Source organism: Streptomyces sp. NPDC043738 (genome assembly GCF_056436545.1).
Genome location: NZ_JBWKCJ010000005.1, coordinates 230,331 through 243,741, shown reverse-complemented (window position 1 = coordinate 243,741; position 13,411 = coordinate 230,331). Strand labels below are relative to the sequence as shown.

The window sequence follows — 13,411 nt, the reverse complement described above, 5'->3', positions numbered from 1 at the left end:
ATGACGCGCGGGCGCACCCACACGTGCCCTGCCGAGATGAAGGGACGGACCACGTGAGCGCGGGTGCGCATCAGGGGCCGGCGGCGGCCGGAGCGCTGGAGCAGCTGCTCCAGCAGGTCTCGCCCGGCCGTTACGACGCCTATGAGGCGCTGCTGCAGGCGCTCGCCGCGGGCCAGGTCTGGATGCTGCTGTGGCACGGCCGGGCCGGCTCCCCCGACGCGCAGTACGGAAACATGGAGGTCGACGGCCTCGGCTACGCGCCGTGCGTGACCTCCGCGCCCGAACTCGCCGCCTCCGGCTGGAACCGCGACCACGAGGTCGTCGGCGGCCTGGAGATCGCCGGCGCGCTCTTCCCGGACCGCTGGGGCCTGTGGCTGAACCCGCACGCCCCCGGTGGCGGTGTCGGCATCCCCTGGCTGGACCTGCGCCGCATCGCCGGCGGCCTCGACCGGCTGCCGGCCGGCCCGCTGCGGATCTCCGAGCCGGTCATCGACATCCCGCAGTTCTACGCCCTGCTGGCCCAGAACGCCCACCGCACCCCCGCCGTGCGGTCGTTGCGCCGGGCCTGGGTGCAGCCCGCGCTCGGTGCCCCGTATCTGGCGGTCGGGCTGGATCTGTACGACACCGGCCAACAAGCGGTGGATTCGGCCCGGTTGATGATCCAGCAGTCGATCGGTGCGGTTCCGGACGGACTGCCGGTCTCCACGGTCGCGATGAACGACGACTACGACCCGGTCGCGATGTGGATGCGGGCCTGTGCGCGGCCGTTCTTCGACCGGGACGGCTACGTTCAGCCGCAGGGTCAGCCGGCCCCCGCGCCCTCGTACGGCTACGGCTACCCGCGCCCTTACTGACCCACCCGCCGGCCGCCCGGCCGGAGTTCCTCGGCGATGCCCTCCGGTGACGGAGAGTGTCGTCGAGGTGTCGGTTCCGGGGTGAATTCGCCCCGTATTCCTCACGGTTGAGGTCCGCTCCCGTGGACATTCGCTCCGCTCAGCCCGAACGTGCGTCCGTATAACGGAAAGCCGTGGAGCACATCACAGTTGCGCATCCTTTCCCGGTCAGGGCTGGTGACTGATCGCGAAGGGGATGAAGACTCCGGAAACACCGAGGGCCTCGGTCCTTTGTACGAGCGTCATCGAGCGTCATCCCGTAGGGCGTCGCGTGAATCTCCGACTTCCACTGTGTGAAGTTCCGCGATGCCCGCAGTACTTGCACCGAATTGCACCAGTGATGTGAATCAGGCCGCTTTTGCGGCGGGCAGGGGCCGGCCACCGCCGGCCGAGAGGGGTCAAGGGCACCGTGACCGCACCGATCGAGACCACCGGGGCGGCTGCCGAAGCGCAGCCGGAAGCGGTGCTGAAAGGCGTGGAGGGCAAGCGCATCGAAGGGCGCTCGCTCGGCCAGATCGCATGGCTGCGCTTCCGGCGGGACAAGGTCGCGGTGGCGGGTGCCATCGTTGTCATCCTGCTCGTCGTCCTCGCCGCGCTCTCCCGCCCCCTCCAGGCCCTGCTCGGCCTGGACCCCAACACCCCCAACCAGTCGCTGATCGACCCCAACACCACGCTTCCCAAGGGGGACTTCGGCGGGATGAGCGGGGACCACCCGCTCGGCGTGGACCCGAAGTTCGGCCGCGATCTGCTCGCCCGGATCCTGGAGGGCTCCTGGGTGTCGCTGATCGTGGCGTTCGGCGCGACGCTGCTGTCGGTCGCCATCGGCACCGTGCTGGGTGTGGTCGCCGGCTTCTACCGCGGACGGGTGGACGCCTTCATCAGCCGGATGATGGACGTCTTCCTGGCCTTCCCGCTGCTGCTGTTCGCCATCGCGATCTCCGCCTCGCTGCAGGGCGGCGCCTTCGGCCTGGACGGCCTGCCGCTGCACATCTCGGTGCTGATCTTCGTGATCGGCTTCTTCAACTGGCCGTACATGGGCCGCATCGTGCGTGCGCAGACGCTGTCGCTGCGCGAGCGTGAATTCGTCGACGCCGCCCGCGGCATGGGTGCGCGCGGGCCGTTCATCCTCTTCCGTGAGCTGCTGCCCAACCTGGTGGGTCCGGTCATCGTCTACTCGACGCTGCTGATCCCCTCCAACATCCTCTTCGAGGCGGCCCTGAGCTTCCTGGGCGTCGGTATCCAGCCGCCCCAGGCGTCCTGGGGCGGCATGCTCAACCAGGCCGTCAAGTACTACGAGGTCGACCCCCAGTACATGATCGTCCCCGGCCTCGCGATCTTCGTCACCGTGCTCGCGTTCAACCTGCTCGGTGACGGCCTGAGGGACGCGCTGGACCCGCGCAGCCGCTGACGGCCCGCCGGGCGCCGGCGCCCACAAATCTCCACCGCCAGTGAAGTTTTGACGTGTGAAGTTTCTCGACGAACGAAGGGGACACGGACCATCATGCGAAGGTCAGTTCCGGTCGCGGCGATAGCGGCCATCACCAGTGCGGGCCTTTTGCTGGCCGGCTGCAGCGGGGGCAAGGGCTCCTCGGACGGCTCGGCCGAGGCGAACGCCGCCACCAAGGGCGTCGTCAACGCCTCGGACGCGAAGGGCGGCACCGTCAACTACGCGATGAGCGACGCCCCCGAGTCGTTCGACCCGGGCAACACGTACTACGCCTTCATCTACAACTTCAGCCGGCTCTACGCGCGCCCGCTGACCACCTTCAAGCCGGGCCCCGGCACGAAGGGCAACGAACTGGTCCCGGACCTCGCCGAGGAGATGGGCAAGCCCAGCGACGGCGGCCGGACCTGGACGTACAAGATCCGCAAGGGCGTGAAGTACGAGGACGGCTCCGCGGTCACCGCGCAGGACGTCAAGTACGCGGTCGAGCGCTCCAACTTCGCGCGCGACACCCTCTCGCTGGGCCCGAACTACTTCCAGCAGTTCCTCAAGGACAACGAGGGCGGCTACAAGGGGCCCTACAAGGACAAGAGCAAGGAAGGGCTCAAGTCCATCGAGACCCCGGACGACCACACGATCGTCTTCCACCTCAAGAAGCCGTTCGCGGAGTTCGACTACCTGGTCAGCGCCCCGCAGACCGCTCCGGTCCCGAAGGCCAAGGACAAGGGCGCGGACTACACCAAGTCCGTGCTGTCCACCGGCTCGTACAAGTTCGAGAGCTACGAGGAGGGCAAGCAGCTCACCCTCGTGCGCAACCCGCAGTGGTCGGCGAAGAACGACCCGCTGCGCAAGCAGCTGCCCGACAAGATCGTCCTGAAGCTGAAGGTCGCCCAGTCGACCATCGACAAGGACCTCCAGTCCGGCAACACCCTGGTCGACCTGGCGGGCCGCGGTGTGGACGGCCAGACGCAGGCCCAGCTCCTGACGGACTCCAAGGAGAAGGCCAACACCGACAACGCGCTCGGTCAGCGCCTGGTCTACACGGCGATCAACACCAAGGCGAAGCCGTTCGACAACCTGGAGTGCCGCAAGGCCGTCGAGTACGCGATCGACAAGAAGGCCGTGCAGACCTCGCTCGGCGGCCCGATCCGCGGTGAGCTGGCCTCCACGGTCCTGCCGACCGACATCGACGGCTACCAGAAGTACGACCTGTACCCGCAGAAGTACAACGGCGACAAGCTGGACCTGACCGAGGCCAAGAAGCACTGGGACAAGTGCGGCGCCGGCAAGACCACCACCACGATCCTGGCCCGCAACGACCGCCAGGACGAGGTCGACGCGGCCACCTCGGTCATCGAGTCGCTGAAGAAGATCGGCGTCACGGCCAAGATCCAGTCGTACCCGACCAGCAAGTACTTCTCGGACTACGCCGGTGTGCCGGAGTTCAACAAGAAGAACAACGTCGGCCTGATCATGATGCAGTGGGGCTCGGACTTCCCGACCGGCTACGGCTACCTGCAGCAGATCCTCAACGGCAAGGCGATCAGCAAGTCCGGTAACACCAACCTGTCCCAGCTGGACGACCCGGAGATCAACAAGCTGCTCGACACCGCCATCGCCAACACCGACAAGGCGGCCCGCGAGAAGGCGTACGCCGAGATCGACAAGAAGACGATGGAGCAGGCGGCGCTGGTCCCGCTCACCTACTTCAAGGTCCTGATGTACCGCTCGCCCAAGGCCACCAACCTGGTGTCCACCTCGGCCTTCAGCGGTCAGTACGACTACCTCAACATCGGCGTCAAGAAGTAGCAGCCCTGGAAGGCAGGTGAAGGCATTGGTGTCCGCGGTCCGGTTCCGGCCGGCCCGCGGCGCCGACGCCGCATCCCCGTGTTCTCGTACATCATCCGCAGGTTGATCAGCGCAGTGATCCTGCTGCTGATCGTCAGCGCGGTCACTTTCGGCATCTTCTTCCTGCTGCCGAAGCTGGCCGGGCAGAGCACCGACCAGCTTGCCCAGCAGTACATCGGAAAGGCCCCCACGCCCGCGGACATCGCCGCGGTCAAGAAGAACCTCGGCCTGGACAAGCCCGTGTACGAGCAGTACTGGGACTTCCTCAAGGGCATCTTCGTCGGCGTCGACTACAAGTTCGGTCCGGAAGCGGCCAAGTGCCATGTGCCGTGCTTCGGCTACTCCTTCAAGACCCACATCGAGGTGTGGCCGGAGATCCAGTCCCGGCTCCCGGTGACCCTCTCGCTGGCCGCCGGCGCGGCCGTGCTGTGGGTCGTCTCCGGTGTCGCCACCGGCGTGCTCTCCGCGCTGCGCCCCGGCTCGGTCTTCGACCGGATGGCGATGGGCGTCGCGCTGGCCGGCGTCTCCCTCCCGATGTTCTTCACCGGCGCGCTGGCGCTGGCCCTGTTCACCTACCAGTGGCCGATCTTCGAACGCAGCGACTACGTGCCGCTGCTGGAGGACCCGTTCCTGTGGGCCCGGACGCTGGTCCTGCCCTGGGTCACCCTGGCCTTCCTCTACTCCGCGCTCTACGCCCGGCTCACCCGGGCCGGCATGCTGGAGACGCTGAGCGAGGACTACATCCGTACGGCCCGCGCCAAGGGCCTGCGCGAGCGCAAGGTGGTGGTGCGGCACGGTCTGCGGGCCGCGCTCACCCCGATCATCACGGTCTTCGGCATGGACCTGGGCCTGCTGCTCGGTGGTGCGCTCATCACCGAACAGGTCTTCTCGCTCAAGGGGGTCGGCGCCTTCGCGGTCGAGGCGATCAACGCCAACGACCTGCCGAACATCCTCGGCGTCACCCTGCTCGCCGCGTTCTTCATCGTCATATGCAATCTGGTGGTGGACGTTCTGTACGCCGCCGTCGACCCGCGGGTGAGGCTCTCGTGACCGACTCCTCCGAGGACAAGACCGTAGAGAAGTCCCAGAGCACCGCGGCCGAGCCCGCGTCGGCCGCCACCGAGCCGGGACCGCGGCCGGCGGCCTTCCTCCAGGTGCGGGACCTCAAGGTCCACTTCCCCACCGACGACGGCCTGGTGAAGTCCGTCGACGGGCTGACCTTCAGCCTGGAGAAGGGCCAGACGCTCGGCATCGTCGGCGAGTCCGGCTCCGGAAAGTCGGTGACCTCGCTCGCCGTCATGGGCCTGCACCGCGCCTCGCGCCAGCAGCGCAGCCGGGTGCGGATGTCCGGTGAGATCTGGCTGGACGGCAAGGAGCTGGTCTCCGCCGACCCCGACGAGGTGCGCCGGCTGCGCGGCCGCGAGATGGCGATGATCTTCCAGGATCCGCTGTCCGCGCTGCACCCCTTCTACTCGGTCGGCAAGCAGATCATGGAGGCCTACCGGGTCCACAACGACGTGGACAAGAAGACCGCGCGCAAGCGGGCGATCGAGATGCTCGACCGGGTCGGCATCCCGCAGCCGGACAAGCGTGTGGACGACCATCCGCACCAGTTCTCCGGCGGTATGCGCCAGCGCGCCATGATCGCGATGGCGCTGGTCAACAACCCCGAGCTGCTGATCGCGGACGAGCCGACCACCGCCCTGGACGTCACCGTCCAGGCGCAGATCCTGGACCTGATCCGCGATCTGCAGAAGGAGTTCGGCTCGGCGGTCATCATCATCACCCACGACCTCGGGGTGGTCGCCGAGCTCGCCGACGACCTGCTGGTGATGTACGGCGGGCGGTGCGTCGAGCGCGGCCCGGCCGAGAAGGTCTTCTACGAGCCGCAGCACCCCTACACCTGGGGCCTGCTCGGTTCCATGCCGCGCATCGACCGCGACCAGACCGAGCGGCTGATCCCGGTCAAGGGCTCCCCGCCCAGCCTGATCAACGTCCCGTCCGGCTGTGCCTTCAACCCCCGCTGCCCGTACGCGGATGTGCCCAAGGACAACCTCACCCGTACCGTCCGCCCCGAACTGCGCGAGGCCGGCAGTGGGGGCACCCCCGCCAATGAGGGCGTAGCCGGCGGGGGAGGGCACTTCTCCGCCTGCCACATGGCGCCGGAGGAGCGGGAGCGTATCTGGACCGAAGAGATTGCGCCGAAGCTGTGACCGAGACGACTGACGACCAGAACAACAAGATCCCGCTCCAGAAGGGCCCGCAGGCCTCGGCCGCGGCCGAGCAGCGCTCCGCCGACCCCGAGCCGCTGCTCAGGGTCCGCGGGCTGGTGCGGCACTTCCCGATCACCAAGGGCCTGCTCAAGCGGCAGGTCGGGGCGGTGCAGGCGGTCGACGGCATCGACTTCGACGTACGGCCGGGCGAGACGCTCGGCGTCGTCGGCGAGTCCGGCTGCGGCAAGTCGACGATGGGCCGGCTGATCACCCGGCTCGACGAGCCGACCGGCGGCTCGATCGAGTTCCAGGGCACGGACATCACCCATCTGTCGCCGGGCAAGTTGCGCCCGATGCGCCGCGACGTACAGATGATCTTCCAGGACCCGTACGGCTCGCTGAACCCCCGCCACACCATCGGCGGGATCGTCTCCACCCCCTTCCGCCTCCAGGGCGTCGAGCCCGAGGGCGGCGTGAAGAAGGAAGTGCAGCGGCTGCTGGAGCTGGTGGGCCTGAGCCCGGAGCACTACAACCGCTATCCGCACGAGTTCTCCGGCGGCCAGCGCCAGCGCATCGGCATCGCCCGCGCGCTCGCGCTCAAGCCCAAGCTGGTCGTCGCCGACGAGCCGGTCTCCGCGCTGGACGTGTCGATCCAGGCGCAGGTCGTCAACCTCATGGACGACCTCCAGGAGGAGCTGGGCCTGACGTACGTCATCATCGCCCACGACCTCTCGGTCATCCGGCACGTCTCGGACCGGATCGCGGTGATGTACCTCGGCAAGATCGTGGAGCTGGCCGACCGCAAGGCGCTCTACGAGACGCCGATGCACCCGTACACCAAGGCGCTGCTGTCCGCCGTGCCGGTGCCCGACCCCAAGCGGCGCACCCAGCGCGACCGGATCCTGCTCAAGGGCGACGTTCCCTCGCCGATCAACCCGCCCTCCGGCTGCCGGTTCCGTACCCGCTGCTGGAAGGCGACCGAGGTGTGCACCACCACCGAGCCGCCGCTGGTCGCGCTGCGGACGGGGCACCAGGTCGCGTGCCACCACCCGGAGAACACGCAGGAGCCCGCCGCGGCCGGTCAGCAGGCGTCAAGTGATCTGTAACACCTGAGGGCTTGGGAAAATCCCGGGCGAAACCGGCCGGGAGAGTGCAGAGTTGGCGCGATTGTTCCCTCATTCGCATGTTCGAAAGGACGGCTCATGGCACTCTCCCGGTCCGTGCGTCGCACTCCCCGCCTGCTCGCCCTCGCCATCGCGGTCGCCTCGGCCGCCACCCTCGCCGCCGCGCCCGGGGTGTCGGCCGCCGCACCCGGCGCCTCGGCCGGTGCGCCCGGGGTCGGCGACCCGTACTTCCCCAAGCTGGGCAACGGCGGCTACGACGCCCTGCACTACGACCTCGGCGTCAGCTACGACCCCGAGAGCGGCCTCCTGGACGGCCGCGCCACGCTCAAGGCCAAGGCCACCGAGAGCCTTCGCTCCTTCGATCTCGACCTGCAGAAGCTCGCTGTCGACGCGGTCAAGGTGAACGGGCGCAAGGCCGCCTTCACCAGATCCGGGGACGAGATCACCGTCACCCCCGCCACCCGCCTGCGCAAGGGCGAGCGGTTCACCGTGACGGTGACCTACGGCGGCATACCGAAGCCGCTCAACGGCCCCATCCTGTTCGGCTCCGACTACGGCTGGATGAAGACCAAGGACGGTGTCTTCGTCGCCTGCGAGCCGAACGCCGCCTCGACGTGGTTCCCCTCCAGCGACCACCCCGGCGACAAGGCCACCTACGACATCCGCATCGACGCCCCCAAGGGGCTGACCGGCGTCTCCAACGGCCGTCTGGTCTCCTCGCGGGTCAAGGGGGACCGCTCGTACTTCCACTGGCGCGAGACCAAGCCGATGGCCTCGTACCTGGCCACCGCCACCATCGGGAAGTTCGACGTGCGCACCGGCACCACCCCCGGCGGCATCCCCGTCTACGTCGCCACCGACCCGACCCTGCCCACCGGCAAGGTCGATGTCTACGCCGTCACGGCCGAGGCCACCGACTACTGGTCGAAGGTCTTCGGCCCGTACCCCTTCGAGGAGACCGGCGCCATCGTCGACGACATGCCCGACGCCGCCTTCTCCCTGGAGGTGCAGTCCAAGCCCGTCTACTCGGCGGTCCGCAGCGAGTCGACCATCGTCCACGAGCTGGCCCACCAGTGGTTCGGCGACTCGGTGTCGGTGAAGACCTGGCCCAACATCTGGCTGAACGAGGGCTTCGCCACGTACGCGCAGTGGCTGTGGGAGGAGCACAAGGGCCGCGCCGGCGCCCACGAGTCCTTCTTGAAGGCCTATGGCTCCCGTCCCGCCGACGACCCCTTCTGGAAGATCAAGGTCGGCGACCCGCAGCGGGACACCATGTTCGACGGCGCGGTCTACCAGCGGGGCGCGATGACGCTGCAGATGCTGCGCGAGCGCATCGGTGACAAGGCGTTCTTCGAGCTGCTGCCCACCTGGACGCGTCAGCACCGCTACGGCAACGCGGAGATCTCGCAGTTCATCACGCTGGCCGAGCGGATCTCGGGGCAGCAGCTGGACGATCTCTTCGACACCTGGCTGTACACGGGCAAGAAGCCGGCGCTGCCCGGCAAGTAGGCACCGCGGGCCGGGTCAGTCGGTGTGCTTCTGGCCCGGCCTCGGCCGCAGCTGCTGCGGCCGGGGCAGATGGAGCCCCAGGTAGACCGCGCCCATCCGGAGTGCGAAGACCACCCCCGCCGAGACCGCCGCGGCGGGGGTGGCGCCGACGCCGAGGTGGTGCAGCAGCAGCAGGCAGCAGGCGCCCGCCATCGCGGCGATCGCGTACACGTCCTCGCGCAGCAGCAGCGGGGGGAACTCCCCGCACAGCACATCGCGGATGACCTCGCCGGCGACGCCGGTCAGCACGGCCAGGATGATCACGGCGAGCGGGGTGGCGCCCGCCTCGATGGCGGCGCGGGCGCCGATCACCGTGACGACGGAGAGTCCGATCGCGTCGACGACCAGCAGGGATTTTCGCGGCAGCGTCCAGAAGCGCAGATAGATCATGGTGCCGACGCCGACACAGATGATCACCGTCAGCAGTACCCAGTCGTGCGTCCAGTACAGCGGCTGCCGGTTGAGGATGAGGTCGCGCAACGTCCCGCCGGAGATGGACGCGGCGAAGGCGAGCACCAGGCCGCCGAAGGGGTCCATGTTGGCGCGGTAGGCGGCCAGCACACCGCTCGCCGCGAAGGCCGCGACGCCGACCAGGTAGAGCACGTGAAGCATGGCGTCATCATCGCAGGGCCGGACGGACCGCTTCCGGGTGAAGTCGTCAAAACTGACACTACCGGTCGGTAACTATCCGGTGTAGCGTGCATCCCATGGCTCTGGTGACGCTTGGCAACAGTGAGTTCGACCGCGACACGGCGGTCGCCCGCCGCGCCCCGGGCGTCTATGACGCCCACCTCTCCGCCGGCTGGACGATCATCCAGGCGGTCAACGGCGGCTACCTCCTCGCCCTCATGGGCCGCGCCCTGGGCGACGCCCTCCCGCACCCCGACCCGCTCTCGGTCACCGCGCACTACCTGACCGCCTCCGTCCCGGGCCCCGCCGTCATCCGCACCGACGTGGTCCGCACCGGCCGCACGATGTCGACCGGCACCGCCACCCTCGTGCAGTTCGCCGACGACGGCAGCGAGGTCGAGCGGCTGCGGGTGCTGGCCTCCTACGGCGATCTCGGCGCGCTGCCCGACGACGTCCGCACGACCGCCAAGCCGCCCGCCATCCCGCCGTACGAGCACTGCCTGGGCCCCGACAGCGCCCCCGGCGAACGCCCCGCCATCCCCGGGAGCACCGCGATCGCCGACCGGCTCGCCATCCGCCTGGACCCGGCGACCGCCGGCTGGGCCGTCGGCGCCCCCTCCGGCAAGGGCGAGATGCGCGCCTGGTTCGGCCTCGCCGACGGCCGCGACCCCGACCCGCTCTCCCTCCTGCTGACCGTCGACGCGCTGCCGCCCACCGCCTTCGACATGGGCATCTCCGGCTGGGTCCCCACCGTCGAACTGACCACCCACGTCCGACGGCGCCCGGCCCCCGGCCCGCTGCGGGTCGCCATCACCACCCGCAACATGGCGGGCGGCTTCCTGGAGGAGGACGCCGAGGTCTGGGACAGCGAGGACCGACTGGTGGCGCAGTCGCGCCAGTTGGCCAGGGTCCTGCTCGCGGAGTAGGCGCGACGCGCCTGCCCGCCATGTTCCGTGCCGACCCCTATGGAGCCCCCCTTTTCGCAGGTGGCACCCGGTGCCGAAGGGCGGAGTGTGACGCAAAAGTGCGCGCGTTGGCCCTGTGCCTCGTGTCAGACTGATCGACATGGGGGACGTGGCACTGAAGTTGGATGACGGGACCGTCGTGTGGCTGCGGGCCGAAGAGCCGGTCGCCAAGAGCCCTTCGGACGCGGGCCGGTCCGCGCACCCCGCCGACGGCGACGACGGCGAGCTGGAGCTGCCCGATGCGTTCGGCTCGGCCCAGCCGGTCAGCGTGGACAGCCGGATGGGCCGCGCGCTGACCCGCGGCGGTGAGGTCCTGGAGGAGGCCCTGCGTCCGCTCGGCGGCGTCCTCGGGCAGATCCACCGCTCGATCGCAAGCGGCGAACACCGCCCGGACGAGGTCACGGTGGAGTTCGGCGTCACCCTCGGATCCGATCTGCGCCTGGGCGTGTTCTCCGGCAACGGCGAGGCCAGCTTCACGGTCTCCGCCACCTGGAACCTCGGCCGGGACCCGGGTGAACCGGGCGGGGCGACACCATGATCGCGGGCGTGGGTCCGGACACCCCGCTCCAGCTGTCCTTCGCCTCCGTACGGCACGGCGAGCAGGCCGTAGGCGCGGGCGTACTGGTCGCCGAGCGACTCGTCCTGACCTGTGCCCATGTCGTCAACAGCGCACTGGGCAGGGAGCGTTTCACCCAGGACCTCCCCGACCGGAGCGAGACGGTCACGCTCAGGCTGCCGCATGTCGCGGCCGGCGCGGACCTGTCGGCCCGGGTCGTACCGGAGATGTGGGTGCCGCCGAGGGCCAAGGCGGCCGGCAACGACCCCGTCCGGCCCGGGCGGTTGCCCTACCACGGCGACCTCGCCGTACTGGAGCTGACCGCCGCCCCGCCCCCGGGTGCCGAGCCGGCACCGTTCCTGCAGCACAACTACGCGGGGGAGACCATCGCGTTATGGGCCAGCGGCAATCCGCTGCCCACGGTCCGCGCGGTGCCGCGGGTCTCGGCACCGCCGTGGATCGCGCTGGACGTGCTCGGCGGAGCCCAGGTCACCGAGGGATTCAGCGGCGGGCCGCTGTGGGACCGCGAGCGGCAGGCCGTCGTCGGCCTCGTCGCGGCCGTGCACCGTGCCCCGGAGTCCGGCGCCCCCGGGTCGCCGCCGGCGACGATGTACGCCATCAGCGTCCCCGCCATCGAGGCCGAACTCCCCGAACTGCCGCCCTCGGCGGTGCCCACCGCCCGCCGCGGCGTCCAGCAGCTGCTCACCGCACTGGAGCGGGTCCTCAAGGGCCGCGAGGCGGTGCTGGCCTGCGAGCAGCGGCTCGCCGCCCGGCTCGGCAGGCCCTCCGCGGGCCCGGCGGCCGACCTCGAACGGCTCGTCGGCCTCGCGGTGGGCGTCCGCCGCGGCATCCCCGAACTCCTCGACCTGGTACGGGACTACGAACCCCCCGCCCTCGCCGCCCCGTACGACCCCCACGCCCGTCCCGGCCTCTACGGCGCCCGCGAGGACTGGGAACGGCTGCGCCGCGCCGCCCATACGGTCCGCCCCGGCGAGTATCTGACCACCCGCCAGCGCCGCGACCTCTCCGGCCTGCTGGCCCACTGCACACGTACGGACCCCCGGGCCCTGCTGGAACGGGTGCTCCCGCACGCCCCGGAACTCCCCGCCGTCGCGGGCCTCGCCGACACCATGGACGCGCTGGAGGGCTTCAGCTCCACGACCGGCGCGCCGGTGCCACCGCTGCTGCAGGCGGTGGTGCGGATCAGCGTCGAGGAACGCGCGGCCGGCGAGGTCTATCCCGCCGAGGACCTGGACGCCTGGGTCGAGCGGGTGGCCGCCCGCTCAGGGGTGGACGAGGCGGCGGTCAGCCAGTTCCGCGCCGACGTCGAGGCCACCCGGTCACCGGTGCGCGCCCCGGATGCCGCTGCCTCGCCCTCCGGCGCGCGCCCCTCCGCCGCCCCGCCGCGCGTCCAGGTGGAGCTGCTGCCCACCGCCACCGGACGCCGCTTCACGTACCAGATCTGGACCTTCGCCGACGGCCAGGCGCACCGCCTCGCACTGGTCCGGGACGCGGAGGCGGGCAGCGAGCAGGTCGTCGACGACATCCGCCGGGTACTGCGCACCGAGGTCAGGGAGGACCCGGAGACCGCCCTGGTGGAGTACTTCCTGCCGTCCGCCTGGCTCGGCCTCGACGTCGACTCCTGGGAGTCGCCCGACAGCGACGAGGACGGGCCGTTCGCACCGGGCATCACCCGCCGGGTGGTGGTGCGCACCACCGAGCGCTCCCGGGAGAGCTACGCGGGCTGGAAACAGCGCACCGCGGCCCTGCCGCACGCCAAGCGCCTGGTCCTCGACCACCGGCACACCGACCGCAAGGTGGCCCGCGCCCAGCTGGAGGTGCACCGCGACGCCGGAACGGTGATCGTGTGCTGCGAACCGCACCACCACGGCACGCTGCTGCGCCAGTGCGTCCAGGCGGGTGTGCACACCGTGCTGTGGCACCGCGCCGAACACGGCGAGCACATCGCCCAGGACCTGCTGGCCCTGGTCGACGGCACGGACCACACCGAGGTCCCCGAAGCGGTACGCCTGGAGCGGGCCAAGGCCGTGGCCGAGCCCGAGAGCGCCGCCCTCCACGGCCGGCGGCTGTCCCTGCTGTACGACGCCCCGGATCACCGCCCCCCGCAACTCGCCCCCGACGCCTGGGTGTTGACGCAACCATGAACGCCTGTGCGTGGACGCACGCCAC

General features: G+C 70.1%; 11 protein-coding genes. 10 read left to right on the top strand and 1 reads right to left on the bottom strand.

The genetic code is table 11. The features are described 5' to 3' along the window. Positions 1 to 53 precede the first annotated feature (53 nt). The 7 genes from AC0680_RS10205 (at position 54) to AC0680_RS10175 (ending at position 9,031) form a co-directional block, all read left to right on the top strand. A complete protein-coding gene (locus AC0680_RS10205) occupies positions 54 to 854 on the top strand; it encodes an enhanced serine sensitivity protein SseB C-terminal domain-containing protein (protein ID WP_478626498.1) in 801 nt (266 codons plus the stop codon). Between the two features lie 448 nt (positions 855 to 1,302). Continuing rightward, positions 1,303 to 2,301 carry an ABC transporter permease gene (locus AC0680_RS10200; protein WP_478626496.1) on the top strand — a complete coding sequence of 333 codons (999 nt, stop codon included), beginning with the start codon at positions 1,303 to 1,305 and terminating at the stop codon, positions 2,299 to 2,301. Between the two features lie 93 nt (positions 2,302 to 2,394). Continuing rightward, a complete protein-coding gene (locus AC0680_RS10195) occupies positions 2,395 to 4,146 on the top strand; it encodes an ABC transporter substrate-binding protein (protein ID WP_478626495.1) in 1,752 nt (583 codons plus the stop codon). A 78-nt stretch (positions 4,147 to 4,224) separates the two neighbouring features. Then, complete coding sequence (locus tag AC0680_RS10190; protein ID WP_478626493.1) at positions 4,225 to 5,235, top strand: ABC transporter permease; 1,011 nt, start codon at positions 4,225 to 4,227, stop codon at positions 5,233 to 5,235. After that, complete coding sequence (locus tag AC0680_RS10185) at positions 5,232 to 6,398, top strand: ABC transporter ATP-binding protein (protein WP_478626492.1); 1,167 nt, start codon at positions 5,232 to 5,234, stop codon at positions 6,396 to 6,398. Before AC0680_RS10190 ends, AC0680_RS10185 begins: the two co-directional genes overlap by 4 nt. Further along, a complete protein-coding gene (locus AC0680_RS10180; protein ID WP_478626491.1) occupies positions 6,395 to 7,504 on the top strand; it encodes an ABC transporter ATP-binding protein in 1,110 nt (369 codons plus the stop codon). The genes AC0680_RS10185 and AC0680_RS10180 overlap by 4 nt, the downstream gene beginning before the upstream one ends. Positions 7,505 to 7,600: 96 nt before the next feature. Then, positions 7,601 to 9,031, top strand: a complete 1,431-nt coding sequence (locus tag AC0680_RS10175; protein WP_478626490.1) for a M1 family metallopeptidase — start codon at positions 7,601 to 7,603, stop codon at positions 9,029 to 9,031. Positions 9,032 to 9,046: 15 nt separating this feature from the next. Here AC0680_RS10175 and AC0680_RS10170 read toward each other — a convergent pair whose 3' ends face one another. Beyond that, entirely contained in the window at positions 9,047 to 9,682 is a 636-nt protein-coding gene (locus tag AC0680_RS10170; RefSeq protein ID WP_478626488.1) for a trimeric intracellular cation channel family protein, read from the bottom strand. A gap of 95 nt (positions 9,683 to 9,777) precedes the next feature. Here AC0680_RS10170 and AC0680_RS10165 point away from each other — a divergent pair, with 95 nt between their 5' ends. From AC0680_RS10165 to AC0680_RS10155, 3 genes are all read left to right on the top strand, one after another. Further along, positions 9,778 to 10,626, top strand: a complete 849-nt coding sequence (locus AC0680_RS10165) for a thioesterase family protein (protein WP_478626486.1) — start codon at positions 9,778 to 9,780, stop codon at positions 10,624 to 10,626. Between the two features lie 139 nt (positions 10,627 to 10,765). Next, complete coding sequence (locus AC0680_RS10160) at positions 10,766 to 11,203, top strand: CU044_2847 family protein (protein WP_478626484.1); 438 nt, start codon at positions 10,766 to 10,768, stop codon at positions 11,201 to 11,203. Positions 11,204 to 11,211: 8 nt separating this feature from the next. After that, on the top strand, positions 11,212 to 13,386 hold the full coding sequence (locus AC0680_RS10155; RefSeq protein ID WP_478626482.1) for a VMAP-C domain-containing protein: 2,175 nt from the start codon (positions 11,212 to 11,214) through the stop codon (positions 13,384 to 13,386). The last annotated feature ends 25 nt before the right edge of the window (positions 13,387 to 13,411 follow it).

What these genes read in the sequence shown, in the direction of transcription:
- AC0680_RS10160 (WP_478626484.1), top strand. Translation starts at nt 10,766, where the DNA reads ATGGGGGACGTGGCACTGAAGTTGGATGACGGGACCGTCGTGTGGCTG.
- AC0680_RS10175 (WP_478626490.1), top strand. Translation starts at nt 7,601, where the DNA reads ATGGCACTCTCCCGGTCCGTGCGTCGCACTCCCCGCCTGCTCGCCCTC.
- AC0680_RS10170 (WP_478626488.1), bottom strand. Translation starts at nt 9,682, where the DNA reads ATGCTTCACGTGCTCTACCTGGTCGGCGTCGCGGCCTTCGCGGCGAGC.
- AC0680_RS10195 (WP_478626495.1), top strand. Translation starts at nt 2,395, where the DNA reads ATGCGAAGGTCAGTTCCGGTCGCGGCGATAGCGGCCATCACCAGTGCG.
- AC0680_RS10165 (WP_478626486.1), top strand. Translation starts at nt 9,778, where the DNA reads ATGGCTCTGGTGACGCTTGGCAACAGTGAGTTCGACCGCGACACGGCG.